The sequence below is a fragment of the Streptomyces sp. NPDC018693 genome (assembly GCF_044391385.1).
GTDB lineage: Bacteria > Actinomycetota > Actinomycetes > Streptomycetales > Streptomycetaceae > Streptomyces.
Genome location: NZ_JBIRZZ010000005.1, coordinates 107,897 through 129,856 on the forward strand (window position 1 = coordinate 107,897; position 21,960 = coordinate 129,856).

The following is a 21,960-nucleotide window of genomic DNA, read 5'->3' on the forward strand; positions in this document are numbered from 1 at the left end:
GTCTTTCGGGTGCGGGTGCGTGGGGGCTGGTCGCGCCCACGCGGCGGAGCCGCATATCGACACAGCCCCGCGCCCCTGGACAGGCTGCCCCTTCGGGGCGCTCGTTCAGCCTTTGACCACTCCTAGCGGTGTCAGCTTGGCCACCTTGCGGCACAGGCCCGCGCCCTCGCTTGCTGCCACCACCGCGTCCACGTCCTTGTACGCCTCCGGGGTCTCCTCGGCGAGGCCGCGCCAGGAGCGGGGGCGTACCGCTATGCCGGAGCCTTCCAGGCGGGCGCGGAGTTCCTTGCCGGTGACCGTGCGGGCGGCCTCGTGGCGGCTCATGGTGCGGCCCGCGCCGTGGCAGGTGGAGGCGAACGCGTCGCCGTCCGGCACGCCGGCCAGGACGTAGGAGGCGGTGCCCATGGTGCCGGGGATCAGGACCGGCTGTCCCGCCTCGCGGAGGTCCTCGGGGAGCTCCGGGTGCCCGGGCGGGAAGGCGCGGGTCGCGCCCTTGCGGTGGACGCACAGGCTGCGCCGCACACCGTCCAGGGAGTGGGTCTCCAGCTTGGCGAGGTTGTGGGAGACGTCGTACACGAGGGAGAGCCGGATGCCCGCGACGCGGCGGAAGACGGCGCGGGCCGCGTCGGACAGCAACTGCCGGTTGGCGCGGCCGTAGTTGGCGGCCGCGGCCATCGCCCCGAGGTAGTGCCGGCCCTCGGGGGAGTCGACGGGGGCGCAGGCCAGCTGGCGGTCGGGGACCGTGATGCCGTAGCGGGTCATGGCGCGGTCCATGGCCCGGACGTGGTCGGTGCACACCTGGTGGCCGAGCCCGCGTGAGCCGCAGTGGATCATCACGCACACCTGGTCCTCGGTGAGGCCGAAGGCGTCCGCGGCGGCCCTGTCGTACACCTCGGCGACCCGCTGCACCTCCAGGAAGTGGTTGCCCGACCCGAGGCTGCCCACCTGCCCCAGACCGCGCTCACGGGCCCGCTGGTCCACCTGGTCCACATCGGCGTCGGCGACCGCCCCGCCGTCCTCGCAGCGCACCAGGTCGCGTTCCTCGCCGCGCCCCTGCTCCACCGCGTACCGGGAGCCGCCCGCCAGTAGCTGTTCCAGTTGGCCGGGCCCGGTCAGCCGCCACACCCCGCCGGGCCCCGCGCCGCGCGGAATGGCCCGGTCCAGGCCGGCCATCACCCCCGGCACGGCGCGCCGGAACGCCCGGCCGTCACAGTCGGCGGCCAGCAGCCGCACCCCGCACGAGATGTCGAAGCCGACCCCGCCGGGGGAGACCACACCGCCGTCGTCCACGGCGGTCGCCGCCACGCCGCCGATGGGGAAGCCGTAGCCCCAGTGGATGTCCGGCATCGCGTACGAGGCGCCGACGATGCCCGGCAGGGTGGCCACGTTCACCACCTGCGTCAGGGACTGCTCCGCGTCGCGCAGCAGGTCGTACGAGGCGAACACCACCCCGGGCACCCGCATCGCGCCGTACGGCTCGATCCGGAAGCGGTACGGCCGCTCCTCGACCAGTTCCCTCATGGCCGCCCCTTGCGCAGGAACCGCCGCAGCCGGGTCTCCGGCCAGGTGTTGATCACATCGTCCCTGGTGAGCCAGCCACGCTGGGCCGTGCCCACCCCGTACCGCATGTTGGCCAGGTGGAGGGTGGAGTGGGCGTCACTGTCGACCACGAACCTCACCCCGTGCCGCCTGGCCCGCAGGATGTCCTCGTCGCGCAGGTCGAGCCGGTCGGGGTGGGCGTTGATCTCCAGCGCGGTGCCGGTGCGCGCGCACGCCGCGAACACCTCGTCGAGGTCGGCGTCGATGCCCGGCCGCTTGCCGATGATCCGGGCGGTGGGGTGCCCGATGATGTTGACGTACGGGTTCTCGCAGGCGCGCACCAGCCGCCGGGTGAGCGCCGCGCGCCCCTGGTTGAAGTGCGAGTGCACCGAGGCGACGCACAGGTCGAAGCCGGCCAGGAACTCCTCGGGCCAGTCCACGGCACCGTCCGGGTCGATGTTCAGCTCCGCGCCGTGCAGCAGCCGCATGCCCCGGGACCGCCGGCCGCTCCTGCCGTACGTGCCGTCGAGCTCGCGTACCCGCTCACGCTGGGCCAGCATCCGCTCGTCGGTCATGCGCTGCATGTACAGGTTGGGCCCGTGGTCGGTGACCGCGTAGTAGGCGTAGCCGCGCTCGGCGGCCGCGGCGGCCATCTCCTCCAGCGGGGCCAGACCGTCGGTGAGGTCGGTGTGGGTGTGCAGATCGCCCCGGATGTCGGACTCCTCGATCAGCTCGGGCAGCTCGTCGCGCAGCCCGGCCTCGATCTCCCCGCGGTCCTCACGCAGCGTCGGCGGGATCCACGGCAGGCCCAGCCGGGCGTAGACCTCCTCCTCGGTGCGGGAGACGATCTTCTCGCCGCTCTCGGCGTCGAACAGCCCGTACTCGGAAAGCTTCAGCTTCTGGTGCACGGCCCGCTCCCGGGTGCGGATGTTGTGCGCCTTGCTGCCGGTGAAGTACTGCAGGGCCGCGCCCCAGGAGTCCGGCGGTACGACGCGCAGGTCGACGGCGAGGCCCTTGCCGGTGCGGATCGACGTCTTCGCCGTGCCCTGGGCGATGACCTCCTGGACGTACGGCAGCTCGGTGAACGCCCGCATCAGCGGTGCCGACTTCTTTGCGGCCACCAGGACGTCGATGTCGCCGATGGTCTCGCGGACCCGGCGCAGCGAACCGGCGTAGGTGCAGCGGCGGCAGCCGGTGATCTCCGAGAGCCGGTCGACGATGTCCTCGGCGAGGTCGAGGGCGACATCGAGCAGGACGCGTTCGCCGGACGACTGCAGGAGTTCCACGCCGTGCAGGATGTTCTCCTCGGTCTTCGGCCCGAAGCCCTTCAGATCGCGCAGCTTCTCGGCGTGGACGGCGTCGACCAGCTCGTCGATCGAGGAGATGCCGAGCTCCTCGTGGAGCACGAACGCCTTCTTCGGGCCGAGCGTGGGGATCGCGGTCAGCCGCCGCACGCCCGCGGGGATCTTCGAGCGCAGCTCCTCCACGGCGGAGACGCTGCCACTGCGGAAGTACTCGGTGATCTTCTCGGCGATCGACCTGCCGACGTTGGGGATCTCCTGCAGGCCCTTGACGTCGAGGGTGGACACATCGGCGTGGTAGCCGCCGATCGAGCGTGCGGCCTTCTCGTAGACACGCGCCTTGTACGCGTCTCCTCCGGTGATCGAGATCAGGTCCGCGTACTCGGCGAAGAGTGCGGAGACCTCGTCGTTGGATCGAGCCACACCTCGCGAGTAGGCAGCGCGGCGTGGTTCATTCCTGCCGTGTTCCGGTCCCCGGGGCGGGTACCCGGTCGGACGGCAGACGTTTCCGGAGGAGATGACTCGGATGCTGTTCCTAGGACTGCTCCTTCTGCTGGGTTCGGGCGCCTTCGTCGCCCTGGCGATCGCCGACAACCTCGGCGGCGGCCCGGAGTACACCGTGTCCGTGCTCGGCAACGAGATCGCGACCATGAACGGACTCGCGCTGTTCAGCTCCGGCCTCGCCCTGGCCCTGATCTTCTGCCTGGGCCTGGCCATGATCACGACCAGCGCCACCCACCGCCGCCGCCACCGCGCCGAGCGGCCCCATCGGCCACGCGGTATGCGGCGCACGAGGTTCGGCCGACCGGCTGCGGGTCCGCAGGCCCGGGCCTGAGAGGCTGAGCGCGCTGTCGATAACGACGGGGCTGGGGGCAGTGCCGGTCGGCACTGCCCCGAGCACGACCCGGCTCAGCGCTGGGTGAAGATGAAGCCGATCTTGTCGACCTCGCTGCCGGCGCGTCCGTGGAACCCGGCGATCTGCCAGCCGGAGGGTGCGGTGCGGGTGACGCAGTCGGTGGTCGTCGTGCCGCCGGCCAGGGTGCGGCCGAGGCTGGTGGTGAACCTGGCGTAGAAGATCCTCGTGTGGCTGTCCTTCTGGCCCCGGCACAGCTGGGCGGCCGTCAGGTACTCGTCGCCGCCGAGGGTGAGGGAGGCGGCGGTGCCGCCGGTGCCGCCGTGGGTGAGCGTGGTGCCGTTGCTCAGGGTCACGCCCAGCTGGTCGACGCGGGAGCCGGCGCGCAGCGCGACGGTGGTGGCGCGGGCCTTGGCGGGCACGCGGTCGATGTCGGTGAAGTAGTCCCCGTGCGGGCCGCCGAACTGGTCGCTGAGCTGGTACGCGGCGTTGCGCGACCAGGTGAAGCCGACGGCGATCGGGTCGTGGTCGGAGAGCATCAGCCCGCCGTCGGTGAGGAACTTGGCGTGGTCGTTGCTGTACGACGTGGCGTCGAGGGAGACCAGCCTGCTGCCCCGGTAGAGGACCTTGTCGACGACCTCACAGGTGTTGGGCACGGTCGGCCCGGTCTGGTCGCAGACCAGCGCGGGGCTGCCCTTGGCGGGCGCGGTGCCGCCGCGGACCAGTTGCACCCACGGGTCGGTGAGGCCGTTGGCGGCGGCGAACTCGGCGATCGTGTCGCCGGAGCGGGTGTAGCGCGTGTTGGTGTCGCCCATGACCACGACCGCGTTGCCCGCGGAGTGGGTTCTGATGAAGTCGGTGAGCTGGCTGAGGTTGTCGGCGCGCGCCTTCAGGTCGTCGTCGTTGGTCCCGGCGTTGGTGTGCAGGTTGTAGAAGTCCACGTACACGCCTTCGGCGAGGCGCTCCCGCATGAAGGTGAAGCCCTTCGGGGTGAGGCAGTCGCCCGAGCCGAAGGTGCAGGTCCGCCAGCGCACCCGCTCGAAGTCGTCCTCGTCGTAGGGCGTCTTCGACAGGGAGTTGAGCCCGCTGCCGATGCCGGCCCCGCCGCTGGTGGGGGTGCGGTGGGGGTGCGCGGTGTCGGCGGCGTACAGGTAGGCGTGGTAGTTGAAGTCCTCCTGGACGTGGACGACGTCGTACGGCGCGATCCGCTTGCCGATCTCCGTGGTGCTGGACTGGCGCGGGGTGGGCGCGCTGGAGATGGCCTCGGGGAGGCCGGCCACGTTGTAGCTGAGCACGCTGAAGGTGCCCGAGTCGGCGGCTGCGGCCGAGGGCGCGGCGGCCGTGAGCCCGCCGAGCGTGGCGGCTGCCGCCGCCAAGCCGGCGATGAGTCTGCGCATGGGGGGTCTCCTGAGGGGTGGGGTGTGGTGCGAGCATGACAGAAGTTACTGCCAGTTACCCCGGTCCGTGAGGGGTTTCGATCACTTGCCGGGATCAGTTGGCCGGCCGTACACCGGCCGTTCGATGTGTCCGAGGCCACCCAGGTCCGGTGGTCACGGCCATGTCCGGCGGGCCGTCGGCGGGCTACCGTTTCTGGGAGTCCCTGTTCCCCGCAAGACCTCGGACGGCCCGGCAGTGCTCGCAGATCTCTCCCCGCTCATCGCGGCGACCGCCCAGTGGCTGATGCGCGCCTACCCGCCCTGCGGCGGCGCCCTCGCGTCAGCCCTGTGCGAGGTGCAGGCGCGGCAGGCCGTGACCGTCGCGGCCTGGCTGCGCTACCCGACCCCGATGGACGCCGCGCTCGTCGGCATGGCCGGGCCCGGCGGCTCCGCGCGACTGGACTGGATCACCGGCGGCGACGAGGGCACGGACCAGGACCAGGACGAGCACGCCTGGCGGACCTGGGTGGACGAGGTCGTGGCCAGCTGGGCCGCCTGCCTGCTCGCCGACTCCGGCCTCGCCCGGCGGGCCGTCCTCGCGGTCGGTGACAGCAGCCACACCCCGGGGCTGCCGGTGGAGTTCCGCCGTCTGGTGGACCCCGACGACCGCGACCGCCAGGCAGCGGCCCTGCTCCGCCACCCCGACCTGGTCGCCCCCGTCTCCCAACTGCACCAGGCCCAACTGCAGGACCGCCTCACCCCGGGCCAGACCCTCATCGCCTGACGCCCGAGGGGTTCCGTACGGCCGCTCCGGCGCCGTCTCGTCTCTCGTGCGGCCGCCGCACGCACGGTCGGGTGGCCGGTGCCGCCCGCTGCGGGGACCGCCCAGCACCGGTACGGCAGCTGCGCGCACCGCCTGCTGCAACACCCCGCCTGCTGGGCGCGCCGCCTTGTGTCCGTGCCGTGTGACGGTGGCGTGGTCCGCTGGGTGAACCGTGCCGAGCTCGTGCGGCCGTGCGCCGGTCGGCGGCAGGTGGGGCCCTGCCGGTGCGTTGCCTCGTGTCCGTGCGGTCGTCGCGTGTGCCGTGCGGGGGCAGGCTGCGGTCCGTTCGGGGACAGTGCCTCGCGTCCCGTACGACTGTCGCGTGTGCCGTGCGGCGGCCGGTTGCGGCCCGCTGGGCGCGCCACCCCGCCGTGCTCGTACGGCGCTCGGCGCACTCTCGTCGCCGCCGCCTCAGGCCGCCGCGCCCAGTGCCTCGCGCTCGGTGACGTCGCCCTCCAGCCTGGGCAGGGGGACCGGTGCGCGCAGCCGGCGGGTACGGGCGGTCAGGCCGGTTGCGATAGTCACGGTGACGATCAGGCCGCCGGCCACCAGGGCTCCGCGCGCGCCGGCCAGCTCCATGAGCAGGCCCAGCGCCGGCGGGCCGCCCAGGCTCCACACCGTGCCGATGCTGCTCCACACGCCCAGCACGCGCCCCCGCAGATGAGCGGGCGGGTCGGTCTGCAGTACGGCGGTCCCGGCGGTGTCCGAGACGGACTCCACGACGGCCATGGGCAGCACCAGCACCAGCAGCACGGCGAGGGACGGCGACAGCCCGGCCGCCACCTGGAGCAGCCCGCCCACCGCCGCCAGGGTGCCCACCAGCCGCACCGACGGCCGGCGCAGCCTGGCGCCGAGCACCGCGCCCAGGATGCCGCCGACCGCGAGCACCGTGGACACCGTGCCGAAGGCCCCGGCCCCGCCGGCCAGCGGACCCGTGACGAGCACGGCCAGGGTCAGCCCGTAGTTGCGTCCGAAGACGGCGCTCACCCCGGTGACGGCGGCGAGCGCGATCAGACGGGGGCGGCGCGCGAAGAAGGCCAGCCCCTGGCGCATGGTCATGTCGTGCCGCCGGTCCGACGACGAGCGCCGACCGCGCGCGCCCCGCGCCGGGGCCGGGACGGCACCCCGGGCCGGCCGCAGGAACGGAATCACCGACGCCACGAACACGAACGACAGCCCGTTGGCCGCGTACGCGGAGGCCGTGCCGAGGAACCCGACCGTCACACCCGCGAGGGCCGCGCCGACCAGCCGGCCCGCGTTGTGCACGAGCGCGCCGACCCCGATCGCGGACGGGACGTCCTCCACCGGGACCAGGTCATTGCCGAGCAGCGCGCAGGCGGGCCCGTCGACGGTGGCGATCATGCCCGTGACGGCCGCCAGCACCAGCAGGGACGTCATGTCGAGCCGGTCCAGCGCCACCAGCACGGCGGTGGTGAAGGCGACCGCGCCGAGCAGCGCCTGGCTGACCGCGGCGGTCAGCTTGCGCGGCCAGCGGTCCACCGCCGTACCGCCCAGCAGGCTCATGAACAGTGCGGGGGCGGCCTGCACGGACATCGACAGACCGGTCGCGGCCGCGGAGCCGGTGATCTGCAGGACCAGCAGGTTCTGCACCGTGAGCTGCATCCACGTACCGGCGTTCGACACGAAGTTCGCGACGGACCACCAGCGCATGCTGCGGTACCGCAGCGACCGCCACGGCGAGTGCGAGGCGGCGGCGGAGGTGCGGGAGTCGGAGGCGGAGGAAACGGGGTGAGAGGCAGTAGGCACGGCGCGATCCGCGACGCCTGGCGGGGCGCCGGAGGTGGGGGTCGGGGGAAGCGCGGCCCATCGTGGCAGACGGAACCACCGAGTCGTCGCCGATCACCCCGGCCCCCTCACCCGCGTACCTGCCAAATCACCCTGCTGGGCCCGCACTTGGCGGGCCGAGTGCGGTTGCTCACAGGGTCGGTTCAGGGTCGGGTCGGACCCGTCGTCACCCCTTCTTGCCGCGGCCCGTGAGGGCGTCGCGCAGACGGTCCACCAGCCCGGCGCCCGGCGCCAGCATCTTGTTGGCGGGCGGCTTGTCCGGAGCCGAGGGATGCGGCCGGGTCGGGGCCATCTTCTTCGCCTGGCGCACCTTGTCGCCCAGCGTGTCGAGCGTCTTCGCGTCACAGGACGCCCGCAGCCTGGGGAAGAGGTTCTCCTCCTCGTCGGCCACATGGGAGCGGATCTCGTTCATGAGCAGCCCCATGAGCCGGTCGAACTCGGGATCGTCCGCCTCGCACCGCTCCAGGTCCTTCATGATCCGTTCGGCCCTGGAGTGGTCGTCGATCTCCTTGTCGGCCAGCGCGTCCCCGCCCGCCACATGCTCACGCACGGCTGGATACAGGTACTCCTCCTCGGCCACCGAGTGCCGCACCAGCTCCATGGTGGCCCGGTCGGCGTGCAGCTTCCGGTTCTTGTCACCGGACGGCAGCGCCTCGATCCGGCCGAAGATCTCCTCGACCTCCCGGTGGTCGGTCACGAGCTCGTCGATGACGTTCCCGCCATGTGCCATGTCCTTCACCTCCTGACTGGCTGCGTGGCCCGGACGGGCCCGCCTCGCCTCGGGTCCCCCGTGCGGCGGGCGCCACACCCCACGGCCGGCGGGCAGACATCGCTCGCGCGGCGCGGGTACTCGGAGAGCCGCCATCTCGGCTCCTTGACTCCTCGGCTCCTCGGACAGGAGGTCCGGATGACCGGAACCCGGCGCCCCGCGCCCCTGCCCTCGGCCCCACGCATCGGTCTGCTCGGCTCCTTCGGCGGCCGCAACATCGGGGACGAGGCCATCCTGATGTGCGTCCTGCGCTGTCTGCGCACCCACCGGCCGGACGCCCGGCTCGTCGTGCTCAGCCGCAACGCCGAGCACACCCGCTCCCACCAGGCCGACGCCGACGAGGTCGTCGACTGGGAGGGCGTTCCGCGCAAACCCGTGCTAGACGCGCTGGGCTGCCTGGACCTGCTGGTTCTCGGTGGCGGCGGGATCCTCTACGACGGGGAGGCCCGGCGCTATCTGCGCCTGGTGCGCGCGGCGCACGAACGGGGCGTGCCCACCTTCGGCTACGCGGTCGGCGCCGGTCCGCTGCGCGACCCGGACGACCGGGACGCGGTGCGGAGCGTGCTGCCGGACATGGACGACCTCGTGGTGCGCGACGAGGAGTCCAAACTGGTCCTGGAGGAGGTGGGCGTCGAACGCGAGCTCACCGTCACCGCTGATCCCGCGCTGCTGCTGCCCCCCGAGCCCTTCACCGAGGCGATGATGCGGCAGGAGGGCCTGCCCCTGGACGCCCGGCTGGTCGGGATGTCCGTGCGTGAGCCGGGCCGGGCGGCGGAGAAACTCGACGAGGGCGACTACCACGCGCTGCTCGCCGACGTCGCCGACTTCCTCGTACGACGCCTGGACGCCCATGTCGTCTTCGTGCCGATGGAGCGCCAGGACGTCCGGCACGCCCACGGGGTGCTGTCCCGGATGACCGCCCCCGACCAGGGGCGCATCCTGCACCACGTCTACCGCCCCGGCGAGGTCCTCGGCTTCATGAGCCGGCTCGACCTCGCCGTCGGCATGCGTCTGCACTTCGTGATGTTCGCCGCGCTCGCCGGGCTGCCCGTGCTGCCACTGCCGTACTCCGGCAAGGTCTTCGACTTCGCCCGCCGCATGGGCGCGCCCGCGCTGGTCGGGGTGGCCCGGGAGCAGGCGGGGCTGCTGCTCGCCGAGGTGGACCGGCTCTGGGACGAGTTCCCGCAGCGCCGCTCCGACCTGCGCAGCCGCGTCGCCGACCTGCAGGGACTGGCCCAGGAGACCTGCGCCCGCTGCGGCACCCTCCTCGACGGCGCGGGGGAGAGCGACCTGGCCGACACCGCCGTACGACGGCTGGACGGCGACCCGGCCGACACCGCCGTACGACCGACGGACGGCGCCCCGCGCCCCGGCGCCCCCGACCTGCGCCTGCTCACCCCCACCGCGACCGCGGCCGCCCCGAGGAACCCGGGCACGGGAGCGTGACCACCCGCCACCGGGGCCCGGCACCCGGGGACCCCGGACCCTCGCACCCCACGACCCTCGGGAACCCGGCCCCCGGGGCCTCCCGAAACCCCGGCCGCCCTCCGGGACCCCGCCCCGGCCCTCTGGGAGCCTCGGCCCTGCCGGGCGCCTCGGTCTTTCGGGATCTGGGGCCCTCTCGCCTCGGCGTTCCCGGGAGCCCGGTCCCCTGCCCTGGGAGCCCGACCCCGGCCCCCCTGAACCCCCGCCCCCGGACCACAACCGCGTGCCCGTGCTCATCCGACCCAGTCGACGGGAGATCCGATGCCCATCCTGGAACCACCGCGAGACTCCCGGACCGTCACCCTCCCGCCGCGCCCGGCCCACCACGGGGGTCGCACCGACGTCCTGGTCGTCGGTGGCGGCCCGGCCGGTACCGCCGCGGCGTACGCGGCCGCCGACGCCGGGGCCGACGTCGTCCTCGTGGAGCGCTACGGCTTCCTCGGCGGCAACGCGACCGTCGCCCTCGTCATGCCGCTGATGTCGTTCCACAACGAGCACAAGCAGGCCGTGTTCGACGGCGGCGGGCACGGCAGGCTGCTGCCCACCGACCACGGCGAGGGCGAACCGGTGGTGGCCGGGTTCCTGTGGCTGCTCCTCGACCGGCTGACCGCACGCGGCGGCTGCGTGCCGCCGTCCCCCGACACCGGCTACACCGTGCCCTTCGACCCGGAGATCTACAAACTCGTCCTCCTCGACCTGCTCGACCAGGCCGGGGTGCGCATGCTGTTCCACTCCTTCGCCTCCGCCGCGCTGCCCCTCGACGACGGCTGGCGGGTGGTCTTCGAGACCAAGTCGGGCCCGGTCGTGATCGACGCCGGTGTCGTCGTCGACGGCACCGGGGACGGCGACATCGCCGCCGCCTGCGGGGCGCCGTACGAGATCGGCCGACCGGAGGACGGTCTGGTGCAGCCGATGACCCTCATGTTCCGCGTCGTCGACTTCCTGCAGCCGCGGTTCGCGGAGTACGTCAGCGAGAATCCCGACCAGTGGCGGGGCGTGCACGGCCTGTGGGACCTCGTCCAGCAGGCCACCGAGGCGGGCGAACTGCGCCTGTCCCGCGAGGACATCCTCTTCTTCGGCACCCCGCACCCCCGCGAGGTCAGCGTCAACAGCACCCGGGTCACCCGGGCGCTCGGCACCGACGTGTGGGACCTCAGCCGCGCCGAGTACGCCGCCCGCCGGCAGATGGAACAGATCGACCGCTTCCTGCGACAGCGCGTGCCCGGCTTCAGGAAGTCGTACGTGGCGCAGAGCGGCGTCCAGATCGGCGTACGGGAGACGCGTCGCGTCCTCGGCGACTACCACTTGACCGGCCATGACATCCTCGCGGCGCGCGCCTTCCCCGACGTCATCGCGCACGGCGCGTACCCCGTCGACATCCACAACCCCCGCGGCAGCGGCACCGTCCTCAAGCGCGTCCCCCGCGGACGCTTCTACGACATCCCGCTGCGCTGTCTGCTGCCCCAGGACCTCGACCGCGTCCTGGTCGCCGGCCGCTGCATCTCCGGCACCCACGTGGCGCACTCCTCCTACCGCGTCATGCCGATCGCGATGGCGACCGGCCAGGCGGCCGGCGTCTGCGCCGCGCTGTCCGTCCGCCTCGGCCGCAGCCCCCGCGAGGTGCCCTACCACGCCGTCCAGCGCGCCCTCCTGCGCCAGGGCGCCCATCTGCGCCTGGAACCCCGGGAACCCGTACCCCGGCGGCGCTGACCTGGGGCCTGTCGTCAAGTTCCCGCCCGCCACGCGGGCACTCCGGCGCCTTGCGATCGCACACGCCGGACGCCGCGCGGCCCGCCCTTCGGGCGGACGACGGGAAGGTGACGACAGGGGCCGAGGACTCGTTGTCGTCCCAGCGACCGCCGGGCGCGGTGTCGAAGGGGGTGGCCGCCGCCGCGTCGCCGCCGAAGTCGTTGCCGCTCACACCGCCCCCGTCCCACTTGCCGTCGGAAGTGATCCACACGGCGTGGGTCCGGGTCCTGGACCGCTGGTCGTCCCAGAGTCCCGTTGGTCTTCCTCACCGTCCCGGTCACCGTCGCCGCGACGGTCACGGGGTCCGGGCGCGCCGGGCAGCCGGCAGGACCGGCCGGCGGGGACGGGCACCGTGCGCGGCGGACCGTCCTTCGCGTACGGCCGTGCCCAGCGAGTCCACCAGCTCCGCCGGTGCCGGCTGGTCGTTGGTGGTTCCGTCACCGGCCAGGGCGTGGGCACGGGCGTCGACGGTCGGCGCGGGGACATCGCGGCGCTCCGCTCCGGGACGGCGACGCCGCACGACGTTCTCGTGCGGGCGCTCCGGGTACCCGGAGCAGACGGCACACAAGGGCGGAGGAACCACGGTCATGCCTCCCGGCACACGGGCACTGTCCACTGACCCGCGCGAGGACCGGCGGGCCGCCACACACGCGGCCCGGCTGCGCCGCCGGATGCCCGAGCCCGACGACGACCCCGATCTGCTGGGCCGCTATCTGGCCGGGATCGCCGCGACGCCGCTGCTGAGCGCGGAGCAGGAGGTGGCCCTCGGGCGGCGCATCGAGGCCGGGACGCGGGCGGCGCACGAGCTGGAACAGGCCGACGTGGGCGAACCCGCGCCGACACCCGGCCGGCGCCGGGAGCTGGAGGCGGCGGTCCGCGACGGCCAGGCGGCCAAGGACCATATGATCCGCGCCAACCTGCGGCTCGTCGTCGCGATGGCCAAGCGGCACGCCCAGCGCGGGCTGCCGCTGCTCGACGTGATCCAGGAGGGCAACCTCGGCCTGATCCGCGCGGTGGAGAAGTTCGACCACACCAAGGGGTTCAAGTTCTCCACGTACGCCACCTGGTGGATCCGCCAGGCCATCGAGCGCGGGCTGGCCCGGCACGCCCGTACGGTACGGCTGCCCCTGCACGTCGTGGAGGAGCTGCGGCGCCTGGCCAAGGTGGAACGGCGGCTGCGGCAGGACCTGGGACGCGAGCCGACGGTCCAGGAGATCGCCGGGCACAGCGACTTCGCCGAGGACCGGGTGGTGTGGCTGCGCAGGGTCGGACGGGACGCGGTCAGCCTGGACACCCCGGTGGACGACACCGGTGAGACGGTGGTCGGTGACCTCATCCCCGACACCGAGGTGCTCCAGGGCCCCGACCTCGCCGAATTCCGGGCGCTCGCCGAGGAGCTGAGGGAGGCCGTCGGCACCCTGGCGCCCCGCGAGGCCCTGATCCTCAGCCTGCGCCACGGCCTCCACGACGGCCACCCCCGCACCTTGGAGGAGGTCGCCCGCCATGTCGGCCTGACCCGCGAACGCGTCCGCCGGTTGGAGAAGGAGTCGCTGTCCCGGCTGCGCGAACCGGCGACCAGGGAGCGCCTGCTGGACTGGGTGGGGTGACGGCAGTGGCGGTGGCGGGCCCGCGCCGGTCAGTCGTTGCCGCGCAGCGCCACCCAGGTCCCGTGGTCCACGACCCCGTCGGGCGTCAGCCCCTTGTCGCCCTGGAAGGCACGCACCGCGCTCTCCGTGTCGGCGCCGAACTCACCGTCCGGGTCACCGACGCCGGGACCGTAGCCGCGGTGGGCCAGTATGCACTGCACCTGCTGGACCCGCTTGCCGCTGTCACCGAGGCGGGTGCGGCCGCTGCCCAAGTAGTGGGTGCACTCGGAGTTCCAGGGCTGGACCACCGGTTCGGACGGTGACGTGCTCACGGACGGGGTGGGCGTGGGCGTCCCGGGGGTGGCTGAGGCGGTGGGGGCGGCCGTGGAGGGGTGGGCGGTGGGCTGGTCGGCGCCGGTCTCGGCGGGGCCGCTCGGCTCGCCCGCGGGAGACGCGCCGTCGGACAGGCCGGGCGTCGACGGCCGCCCGGTGCTCCCGGGGGCGGTGCGGGGCAGGGAGTCGGGCGGTGGCGCCACGGCCTCCGGGGCGTCGGCCGTCGCGGGGGCGTCCTGTCCGGTGAGGGCGACGATGCCGGCGGTCACGGCGGCGAGCGTGACGCAGGCGGCGACGCCGAGCACGTGCTTCCTGCGGGGGCGTCGGCCTCGTAAGCCCGCCGGCGCCGGCGGAGGCACCGGTTCGGGGGCGGCGCCGTGCCGGGGGCCCGGGGGCCGCAGCAGCGCCGCCCGTGTCACCGGCAGCCGGTGCAGGGTCGCGTACGCCCGTTGCCGTGCCAGCACCCTGCTGTGCAGCGGCTCGGGCCAGCCGGACACCGGGGTGTGCGCCTCGGCGATGCCGATCAGGTCCCGCGGGGTGGGGCGGGCGGCGGGCTCCTTGGCGAGGCAGCCCGACAGGAGTGCCTTGAGCTCCGGGCCGATCGCGGCGAGCACCTCCGGGTTCGGCTCCTCGAAGGCCACCCGGTGCATCACGTCGACGCCGGTGCCGTCGCCGAACGGGGCGTGTCCCGTCGCTGCGAAGACCAGCGTCCCGGCGAGCGAGAACACGTCGGACGCGGTGTCGCAGTGGCCGGTGCGCAGATACTCCGGCGACATGTAGGCGGGGGTGCCCACCCGGTTGCCCGTGCCGGTGATCGCGCTGGCGTCGGCGGCCTTGGCGATCCCGAAGTCGATGACCTGCGCGCCCCGCACCGACAGCAGCACGTTGGACGGCTTCAGGTCCCGGTGCACGATCCCCGCGGCGGCCAGCGCGGCGAGCGCGCGCCCCAGCCGCGCCAGCAGCTCCCACACGGCGGCGCTCGCCAGCGCGCCGTCCTCCCGGACCACGGCCGCGAGATCGATGCCGGGGACGTACTCGGTGGCCATCCAGAGCAGTTCGTCGTGGAAGCCGGTCCCGCACAGTCTCGGGGCGTGGGGCGGGCCGATCCGGGAGTGCACCGACGCCTCCTGCGCGAAGCGCCGCCGGAACCGGACGTCCTCGGCGTACTCCGGCCGGATCACCTTCACCGCGTACAGCCCGGGCCCGTCATCGACAGTCCGGGACAGATACACCCGCCCCATCCCGCCACTGCCGAGCAGCGCCAGCGGCACATAGGGGCCGACCCGGAGCGGGTCGCCGGGCCGCAGGGGGGACGCACCGCTCTGCCGGAGCGCGGCCGCTTCGTGCGCCGCGGGGCCCGGTGGTGTTGGCCGCTGGTCGGACACTGAACTCCTGAAGTCGTCGTAGCCGTACGCCAGTTCGCCCGCGAAGGGGATCACGAGGCTAGTCCTGGGTGCGGCCCGTGTTCAGGGATTCAAGCACTTCGGTGGGCTCCCGCGGCGGATTTCCCTCCTCCGCGGCGGTCAGGTCGCGGCCGGGGGCGGCCACCGATGCGTTCGACGCCCCAGGGGGCCGGAGCGCGGTGCTCCGGCCCCCTGGGAGGCGTGCTGGTGGGCTGCCGGGTTCAGGCGGCGGCGGAGTCGCCGGCGTATCCGTGCAGGCGGGCGACGACCTCGGTCAGCTGGGCGGTGACCTCGGCGTCGTCGGCCGGGTGGGTCTCGGCGAAGCGGTTCATGGAGCTCGGGATGGACAGCTTGATGTCCTCGATCACCTTGCCGCCGGCGATGCCCACGGACTTGCGGGCCTCGTCCTGCGCCCATACGCCGCCGTACTGGCCGAGCGCGGTGCCGACCACGGCGACGGGCTTGCCGGAGATGGCGCTGGCGCCGTACGGGCGGGACAGCCAGTCGATGGCGTTCTTCAGTACGGCCGGGATGGTGCCGTTGTGCTCGGGCGTGAAGAGCAGCACCGCGTCGGCGCCTGCCGTGGCCTCCCGCAGCTTGGCGGCGGCGGCCGGGACGGCGCCCGCGATGTCGATGTCCTCGTTGTAGAAGGGGATGTCGGCGAGGCCCTCGAAGAGCACGACCTCGACGCCCTCGGGGGCGAGCTTGACGGCCGTCTCGGCGAGCTGACGGTTGTGCGAACCGGCGCGGAGGCTGCCGACGAGCGCGAGGATGCGAACAGACATGACGTACTCCCAGAGGATGAAACACTGCCGAATGATCCGGACCGAGGTCCGTTTAATTGGTCTACCACCTCAACCGGACCGCGGTCCAGTTTCATTCCCCATGGTTTACCCTGGGTTTCATGTCCGTCGTTCCGCCGCCCTTCCCTCACCCCCAGGAACCTCTCGGCGGCGGCGAGTTGATCCAACTCGGCGCCCCGGAGGACGAGCCCTGCCTGCGCGCCGACGCCGCCCGCAACCGGGCCCGCCTGCTGGACGCCGCCGCCCGGCTGGTCAGGGAACACGGCGCCGCGAACCTCACCATGGAGGCCGTGGCCACCGCCGCCCAGGTCGGCAAGGGCACCGTCTTCCGCCGCTTCGGCGACCGCACCGGCCTGCTGGCGGCCCTGCTGGACCACTCCGCGCGCCGGCTGCAGGCCGACTTCCTCAGCGGCCCGCCACCGCTCGGCCCCGGAGCACCGCCGGTGGACCGTCTGAAGGCGTTCGGCCTGGCACAGCTGCGCCAGGTCCACGAACAGCTGGACCTGCACCTGGCCGCACAGCCGGACCCGCCCCGCCGCTACTCCCACCCCGCCCTGCGCGTCAACGCCGCCCATGTCACCCTGCTGCTGCGCGAGGCCGTACCGGACGCCGACTGCGCCCTGCTGGCCCTGACCCTGCTGGGCCATCTCGACCCCGCCCGGGTCCACCACCTGACCCGCCAGTGCGGCATGCCCCTGGAGCGCCTGGAGACGGGCTGGATCGACCTGGTCGACCGGGTGACCGCGGCCCCGGCCGACGTCTGAGCAGGTCGGTGCGGGTTCCGTCCAGGACGCCGGGGGCACGGCCGCGACCCGTGTTCCCCCGTACCGGGAACCGGGCCCCTGGTTCTGCCAAGATGCCGTACGTGGTGCAGATACCCGACACGCCCGCGCCGCCGTCGTCGCCGGCGCCGCGCTCCGTGCCCACCAGCGCCGACGTGGCCCGCCTGGCCGGCGTCTCCCGCGCGACCGTCTCCTACGTCCTCAACGAAACCAGCGCCGTACGGATCAGCGAGCCCACCCGCCGCCGGGTCCGCGCCGCCGCCCGCGAGCTGGGATACGTCCCCCACGCGGCCGCCCGCAGCCTGCGCGCCGGACACAGCCGCATGGTCCTGATGCCCGCCCCGCAGGTGCCCGCCGGCCCGCTCTACAGCCAGTTCGTGCACGACTTCCAGCAGGCCCTCAGCCGCCTCGACTACACCGTCGTCCAGTACGGCGCCTGCGGCCTGCGCGGCGACGAGGCGGCCCGCGCCTGGGCCGAGCTCAGACCCGTCGCCGTCCTGGTGCCCGGACCCGGCATCGGCCCCGAGGGCGTGGCCGTGCTCAAGCGCTCCGGCGCCCGGGCCGTCGTCACCCTCGCCCCCGACCACGTCGAGGGGGCCCACGGGATCGTGCTCGACCAGTGCGCGGTCGGCGCGGCCGCCGCCCGCCATCTGTACGCGCGCGGCCGCCGCCGCATCGGCGTCGTCGTGCCCCGGGAACGCGGCCTGGACATCTTCTCCCGGCCCCGCCTCGACGGCACCCGCGCCGCCCTGCGCGGCACCGACGCCACCGTCACCACGCTGGACCTCGCCTACACCGAGGAGTCCGCGGCCGCCCTCGCCGCCCACTGGCGCGAACTCGACCTCGACGCCGTGTTCGCGTTCAACGACGAGTACGCCATCCTGGTGATGAGCGCCCTGCGCGACGCGGGCATCCGCGTGCCCGAGGACACGGCGGTCGTCGGCGCCGACGACCTGTTGCTGGGCAGACTGCTCCGGCCCCGGCTCAGCACCGTCCACATAGATCTGCCGTCCGGCCGCGAACTGGCCGCACTGGTCGACCGCGCGGTGCGCGACCCCGCCGCCCCGATCGAGCCCCGCGCGGCCCTCGGGGTCACGGTGGTCCCCCGCGAGTCCAGCTGATCCGCCCTCGCACCAGGGAAGCAGCCCCTGCGCACGACGCCGGCATCATCGGCCGCGGCCCCGCCGGACCGCTCCTCGCCCGCCTGCTGCACCGCGCGCGCGTCGACTGCGCGCTCCTGCAGAGCGGGACCCGTACCCACGTCGAACAGCGCCGGCGCGCCGGAATGCTGGAGCAGGGCACGGTCGACACGCGGCGGGAGGCCGGCACCGCCGACCGCCTGGACCGCGAGGGGTCGGTCCACCGCGGCATCGAGCTGTGCCTCGAGCGTGAACGCCACCGCGTCGACTTTCCGTCCCCCACGGGCGGCCGCACCGGCACCATCCACGCCCGGACCGAACTCGTGAAGGAACCTGATCGCCCCTCCCCTCGCCGACGCGCCCCCGCTGTTGTTCGCCGCGGAAGCCCTCGGTCGAGAAACCGAAGAGCGACAGCCCCGTTGTGCGCTTCCGGCACGAGGGCCTTCCCGGCGGCTCCAGCAGGTCGTACGCCCACGACCACCCGCACGCCTGGCTCGGCATCCTCGCGAAGTCCGGCCGTTCTGCGAGGAGTTGATCCACGGGCGACATGAACGCGGCTGCGCCCTGCACCGCATGCGGGCGAAGCGTGTCTCCCGTCTCTACGGGCGCCGGACAGCTACTCGGGCCTGTGCCTCATGACTAGGATGTTGCACGCTCAACCATATGGGGGCGCGATCGACCACCGGATGCAGCTCGCCCGGCTGCGCCGGATCACCGTCTCCCGCCACGCCGCCGCCGAACCGGCGGCCCACAACACGGGGCTCCCCTCCCCACCTGAGCCCCGGGTCACCGAACGGAGAGCCGTCATGCCGTTGCTCGACCGCAAGACCTGGCAGTCCCGCCCCCTGACCGGCCCCGAACACCCCGTCACCGAACCCGCCACCGGCGACACCCTCGCCACGATCACCCTGGCCGGCCCCGACGACGTCGCCGCGGCCACCGAAACCGCCGACGCCGCCCGCACCGCCTGGGCCCGCACCCCGCACTTCGCCCGCGCCGCCGTGCTGCGCAGGGCCGGCGACCTGTTCACCGAGCACGCCGACGAACTGCGCGAGTGGATCGTCCGCGAGTCCGGCTCCATCCCCGGCAAGGCCGACTTCGAACTGCATGTCGCCGCCCAGGAGTGCTACGAGGCCGCCGCGCTCGCCTCCCGCCCCGGCGGACAGATACTGCCCAGCGAGGCGCCCCGGCTGTCGTACACCCGCCGGGTGCCCGTGGGCGTCGTGGGGGTCATCGCACCGTTCAACGCCCCGCTGATCCTGTCCATCCGCTCGGTCGCCCCCGCGCTCGCGCTGGGCAACGCGGTCGTCCTGAAACCGGACCCGCGCACCGCGGTCTGCGGCGGTCTCGCCCTCGCGGCCGTGTTCGCCGGGGCCGGCCTGCCGGAGGGGCTGCTGCACATCCTGCCGGGCGGACCGGACACCGGCGCGACGCTCGTCGCCGACCCCCGTGTGCCCGTGCTCTCCTTCACCGGCTCCACCACCGCCGGCCGGGCCGTCGGCGAGTCCGCCGGACGCCACCTCAAGCGCGCGCATCTGGAACTCGGCGGCAACTCCGCGCTGATCGTGCTGGAGGACGCCGACCTTGACGCGGTGATCTCCACCGCCGCCTGGGGCTCCTTCTTCCACCAGGGCCAGATCTGCATGACGACCGGCCGCCACCTGGTCCACGCCTCCCTCTACGAGGAGTACGTCGAACGGCTCGCCGCCAAGGCCGACACACTGGCCGTCGGTGACCCGCACCGCGACCAGGTCCACCTCGGCCCGCTCATCGACGACGGCCAACTGGCCAAGGTGCACGGCCTGGTGGAGGCCAGCACCGCGGCCGGCGCCAAACTCGCCGCGGGCGGCACCCACGACGGACTCTTCTACCGGCCCACCGTCCTGGCCGGCGCCGACGAAGGCACCCCGGCCTACGCGGAGGAGGTCTTCGGCCCGGTCGCGCCGGTCCGGTCCTTCACCACCGACGAGGAGGCCGCCGCCCTGGCCGCCCACAGCCCCTACGGGCTCTCCCTGGGCATCGTCACCCGCGACACCGCCCGCGGCCTCGCCCTCGCCGAGCGCGTCCCCACCGGCATCGTGCACATCAACGACCAGACGGTGAACGACGAGGCGGTCGCGCCCTTCGGCGGGGTCGCCGCCTCCGGCACCGGCGCCCGCTTCGGTGGCGAGGCCAACCTGGAAGCCTTCACCGACACCCGCTGGACGACGGTGCGCGGGGACACGGCGACGTACCCGTTCTAGGCAGGTCTCACTCGGACTTGGCCTGCTTCGCCTGGTCCTCGGCGATCTGCCTGCGGACCTCGTCCATGTCCAGCTTGCGCGCCTGCCCGATCACATCCGCCAGGGCGGCCTCGGGCAGCGCGCCCGGCTGGGCGAAGATCGCGACCTGGTCGCGGACGATCATCAGCGTCGGGATGGACTGGATGCCGAAGGCCGCGGCCAGCTCCGGCTGCGCCTCGGTGTCCACCTTGCCGAACACCAGATCGGGGTTGTCCTGTGCGGCCTTCTCGTAGGTCGGGGCGAACTGACGGCACGGCCCGCACCAGGACGCCCAGAAGTCGATCAGGACGAACTCGTTGTCCGTGACGGTCTGGTCGAAGTTCTCCTTGGTGAGCTCCACGGTGCTGCTCATGGCGTGAATCCCTCTTCCCGGTGCTTCCTGCCAGGTTCTTCCCGGCATGGGGTGAAGCCGCCCGAACAACACGGACGGCCGACGGCGTATTCCGCGCCCCTACCCGTGTGGCCTCGGCACACACCACCCATCAGACTGACCCCATGACGGAAACGGAAACCATCGCGTACGACGTCGTGATACTCGGCGCGGGTCCCGTGGGGGAGAACGTCGCCGACCGCACCCGCGCGGCCGGCCTGTCCACCGCGGTGGTGGAGAGCGAACTGGTCGGCGGCGAGTGCTCGTACTGGGCGTGCATGCCCAGCAAGGCCCTGCTGCGCCCGGTGATCGCCCGCGCCGACGCCCGCCGCGTGCCCGGTCTGCGCCAGTCGGTGCAGGGCCCCCTCGACGCCCTCGCGGTCCTCGCCCACCGCGACCACCACACCTCCGACTGGCAGGACGACGGCCAGGTGTCCTGGCTGGAGGGCACCGGCGCCGACCTGTACCGCGGCCACGGCCGTCTCACCGGCTCCCGCACGGTCACCGTCGGCGACAAGGTCCTCACCGCCCGGCACGCCGTCGCCGTCTGCAGCGGCAGCCGCGCCGCCCTGCCCGACCTGCCGGGCCTGGCCGACGTCCGGCCCTGGACCAGCCGCGAGGCCACCAGCGCACAGTCCGTGCCCGGCCGGCTCCTCGTGGTCGGCGGGGGAGTGGTCGCCACCGAGATGGCCACCGTCTGGCAGGCGCTCGGCGCCCACGTCACCGTCCTGGTGCGCGGCAAGGGCCTGCTGCCGCGCATGGAGCCCTTCGCCGGGGAACTGGTCGCCGAGGCGCTGACCGAGGCGGGCGCGGACGTGCGCACCGGCACCTCGGTGGAGTCCGTCACCCGGTCCGACGACGGCACCGTCACGGTCGTCACCGACGGCGGCGAACGGATCGAGGCCGACGAGATCCTCTTCGCCACCGGCCGAGCCCCGCGCACCGACGACATCGGCCTCGACATGGTCGGCCTGGAGCCCGGCTCCTGGCTGGACGTCGACGACACCCTGCGCGTCACCGGCACCGACTGGCTGTACGCGGTCGGCGACGTCAACCACCGAGCCCTCCTCACCCACCAGGGCAAGTACCAGGCCCGTATCGCCGGCGCCGCCATCGCCGCCCGCGCCTCCGGCGTGCCCCTCCCGGAGTCCGACCCGTGGGGCGCCCACTCGGCCACCGCCGACCACCACGCGGTCCCGCAGGTCGTCTTCACCGACCCCGAGGCGGCGGCCGTCGGCCTCTCCCTGGCCGAGGCGGAACAGGCCGGCCACCGGGTGCGCGCCGTCGACGTCGACCTGTCGTCGGTCGCGGGCGCCGGCCTCTACGCCGACGGCTACAAGGGCCGTGCCCGCATGGTCGTCGACCTGGAGGAGGAGATCCTGCGCGGGGTGACCCTCGTCGGCCCCGGCGTCGGCGAACTCATCCACTCCGCCACCGTCGCGGTCGCCGGCCAGGTGCCCGTCGGCCGCCTGTGGCACGCGGTCCCGTCCTACCCGACGATCAGCGAGGTCTGGCTGCGCCTGCTGGAGGCGTACCGCGACAACTGACCCGCGGTGTACGG

At 73.6% G+C, this 21,960-nt stretch carries 20 protein-coding genes; 11 read left to right on the forward strand and 9 right to left on the reverse strand.

Features of this window, described 5'->3' with window-relative positions:
• Nucleotides 1-105: 105 nt before the first annotated feature.
• A complete protein-coding gene (locus ACH5AC_RS15525; RefSeq protein WP_398862317.1) occupies nucleotides 106-1,521 on the reverse strand; it encodes an RtcB family protein in 1,416 nt (471 codons plus the stop codon).
• The gene (polX, locus tag ACH5AC_RS15530) at nucleotides 1,518-3,263 is read right to left on the reverse strand and encodes a DNA polymerase/3'-5' exonuclease PolX (RefSeq protein WP_398862318.1); all 1,746 of its coding nucleotides are present in this window, start codon (nucleotides 3,261-3,263) and stop codon (nucleotides 1,518-1,520) included. The genes ACH5AC_RS15525 and polX overlap by 4 nt, the downstream gene beginning before the upstream one ends.
• Before the next feature lie 94 nt (nucleotides 3,264-3,357).
• Between polX and ACH5AC_RS15535 the strand changes: the two genes are divergently transcribed.
• On the forward strand, nucleotides 3,358-3,675 hold the full coding sequence (locus ACH5AC_RS15535) for a hypothetical protein (RefSeq protein ID WP_398862319.1): 318 nt from the start codon (nucleotides 3,358-3,360) through the stop codon (nucleotides 3,673-3,675).
• A gap of 74 nt (nucleotides 3,676-3,749) precedes the next feature.
• On the opposite strand, the gene ACH5AC_RS15540 is transcribed toward ACH5AC_RS15535, so the two are convergent.
• On the reverse strand, nucleotides 3,750-5,090 hold the full coding sequence (locus ACH5AC_RS15540; RefSeq protein WP_398862320.1) for a jacalin-like lectin: 1,341 nt from the start codon (nucleotides 5,088-5,090) through the stop codon (nucleotides 3,750-3,752).
• Between the two features lie 235 nt (nucleotides 5,091-5,325).
• Here ACH5AC_RS15540 and ACH5AC_RS15545 point away from each other — a divergent pair, with 235 nt between their 5' ends.
• Nucleotides 5,326-5,853, forward strand: a complete 528-nt coding sequence (locus ACH5AC_RS15545; RefSeq protein WP_398862321.1) for a hypothetical protein — start codon at nucleotides 5,326-5,328, stop codon at nucleotides 5,851-5,853.
• Nucleotides 5,854-6,303: 450 nt separating this feature from the next.
• Here ACH5AC_RS15545 and ACH5AC_RS15550 read toward each other — a convergent pair whose 3' ends face one another.
• Nucleotides 6,304-7,563, reverse strand: a complete 1,260-nt coding sequence (locus tag ACH5AC_RS15550; RefSeq protein WP_398862688.1) for an MFS transporter — start codon at nucleotides 7,561-7,563, stop codon at nucleotides 6,304-6,306.
• Here ACH5AC_RS15550 and ACH5AC_RS15555 point away from each other — a divergent pair.
• Nucleotides 7,505-7,645, forward strand: coding sequence for a hypothetical protein (locus tag ACH5AC_RS15555; protein ID WP_398862708.1), 141 nt, complete (start codon nucleotides 7,505-7,507; stop codon nucleotides 7,643-7,645). The genes ACH5AC_RS15550 and ACH5AC_RS15555 overlap by 59 nt on opposite strands.
• 219 nt (nucleotides 7,646-7,864) lie before the next feature.
• Here ACH5AC_RS15555 and ACH5AC_RS15560 read toward each other — a convergent pair whose 3' ends face one another.
• Nucleotides 7,865-8,428: a hemerythrin domain-containing protein gene (locus ACH5AC_RS15560; protein ID WP_398862322.1), complete on the reverse strand. Its 564-nt coding sequence runs from the start codon at nucleotides 8,426-8,428 to the stop codon at nucleotides 7,865-7,867.
• A 177-nt stretch (nucleotides 8,429-8,605) separates the two neighbouring features.
• Between ACH5AC_RS15560 and ACH5AC_RS15565 the strand changes: the two genes are divergently transcribed.
• Both ACH5AC_RS15565 and ACH5AC_RS15570 read left to right on the forward strand, forming a co-directional pair.
• Nucleotides 8,606-9,913 carry a polysaccharide pyruvyl transferase family protein gene (locus tag ACH5AC_RS15565; RefSeq protein ID WP_398862323.1) on the forward strand — a complete coding sequence of 436 codons (1,308 nt, stop codon included), beginning with the start codon at nucleotides 8,606-8,608 and terminating at the stop codon, nucleotides 9,911-9,913.
• Between the two features lie 300 nt (nucleotides 9,914-10,213).
• The gene (locus tag ACH5AC_RS15570; RefSeq protein WP_398862324.1) at nucleotides 10,214-11,662 is read left to right on the forward strand and encodes an FAD-dependent oxidoreductase; all 1,449 of its coding nucleotides are present in this window, start codon (nucleotides 10,214-10,216) and stop codon (nucleotides 11,660-11,662) included.
• 334 nt (nucleotides 11,663-11,996) lie between these two features.
• Here the strand turns inward: ACH5AC_RS15570 and ACH5AC_RS15575 are convergent, their stop codons facing one another.
• Nucleotides 11,997-12,290: a hypothetical protein gene (locus ACH5AC_RS15575; RefSeq protein WP_398862325.1), complete on the reverse strand. Its 294-nt coding sequence runs from the start codon at nucleotides 12,288-12,290 to the stop codon at nucleotides 11,997-11,999.
• Here ACH5AC_RS15575 and ACH5AC_RS15580 point away from each other — a divergent pair.
• Nucleotides 12,289-13,308 carry an RNA polymerase sigma factor RpoD/SigA gene (locus ACH5AC_RS15580; RefSeq protein ID WP_398862326.1) on the forward strand — a complete coding sequence of 340 codons (1,020 nt, stop codon included), beginning with the start codon at nucleotides 12,289-12,291 and terminating at the stop codon, nucleotides 13,306-13,308. The genes ACH5AC_RS15575 and ACH5AC_RS15580 overlap by 2 nt on opposite strands.
• A gap of 29 nt (nucleotides 13,309-13,337) precedes the next feature.
• Here ACH5AC_RS15580 and ACH5AC_RS15585 read toward each other — a convergent pair whose 3' ends face one another.
• A complete protein-coding gene (locus ACH5AC_RS15585) occupies nucleotides 13,338-15,005 on the reverse strand; it encodes a protein kinase (RefSeq protein WP_398862689.1) in 1,668 nt (555 codons plus the stop codon).
• A gap of 239 nt (nucleotides 15,006-15,244) precedes the next feature.
• The gene (locus ACH5AC_RS15590; RefSeq protein ID WP_398862327.1) at nucleotides 15,245-15,808 is read right to left on the reverse strand and encodes an NADPH-dependent FMN reductase; all 564 of its coding nucleotides are present in this window, start codon (nucleotides 15,806-15,808) and stop codon (nucleotides 15,245-15,247) included.
• 119 nt (nucleotides 15,809-15,927) lie between these two features.
• Between ACH5AC_RS15590 and ACH5AC_RS15595 the strand changes: the two genes are divergently transcribed.
• From ACH5AC_RS15595 to ACH5AC_RS15610, 4 genes are all read left to right on the forward strand, one after another.
• Nucleotides 15,928-16,590, forward strand: coding sequence for a TetR/AcrR family transcriptional regulator (locus ACH5AC_RS15595; protein ID WP_398862328.1), 663 nt, complete (start codon nucleotides 15,928-15,930; stop codon nucleotides 16,588-16,590).
• Between the two features lie 92 nt (nucleotides 16,591-16,682).
• A complete protein-coding gene (locus ACH5AC_RS15600; RefSeq protein WP_398862330.1) occupies nucleotides 16,683-17,729 on the forward strand; it encodes a LacI family DNA-binding transcriptional regulator in 1,047 nt (348 codons plus the stop codon).
• Nucleotides 17,730-17,815: 86 nt separating this feature from the next.
• Nucleotides 17,816-18,298 carry an FAD-dependent monooxygenase gene (locus ACH5AC_RS15605; protein ID WP_398862690.1) on the forward strand — a complete coding sequence of 161 codons (483 nt, stop codon included), beginning with the start codon at nucleotides 17,816-17,818 and terminating at the stop codon, nucleotides 18,296-18,298.
• A 255-nt stretch (nucleotides 18,299-18,553) separates the two neighbouring features.
• The gene (locus ACH5AC_RS15610) at nucleotides 18,554-19,990 is read left to right on the forward strand and encodes a benzaldehyde dehydrogenase (protein WP_398862691.1); all 1,437 of its coding nucleotides are present in this window, start codon (nucleotides 18,554-18,556) and stop codon (nucleotides 19,988-19,990) included.
• Nucleotides 19,991-19,997: 7 nt separating this feature from the next.
• Here ACH5AC_RS15610 and trxA read toward each other — a convergent pair whose 3' ends face one another.
• Nucleotides 19,998-20,381, reverse strand: coding sequence for a thioredoxin (gene trxA / locus ACH5AC_RS15615; RefSeq protein ID WP_398862331.1), 384 nt, complete (start codon nucleotides 20,379-20,381; stop codon nucleotides 19,998-20,000).
• A 143-nt stretch (nucleotides 20,382-20,524) separates the two neighbouring features.
• On the opposite strand from trxA, the gene ACH5AC_RS15620 reads away from it, so the two are divergent.
• Nucleotides 20,525-21,946: a dihydrolipoyl dehydrogenase family protein gene (locus ACH5AC_RS15620; RefSeq protein ID WP_398862332.1), complete on the forward strand. Its 1,422-nt coding sequence runs from the start codon at nucleotides 20,525-20,527 to the stop codon at nucleotides 21,944-21,946.
• Nucleotides 21,947-21,960: the final 14 nt, after the last annotated feature.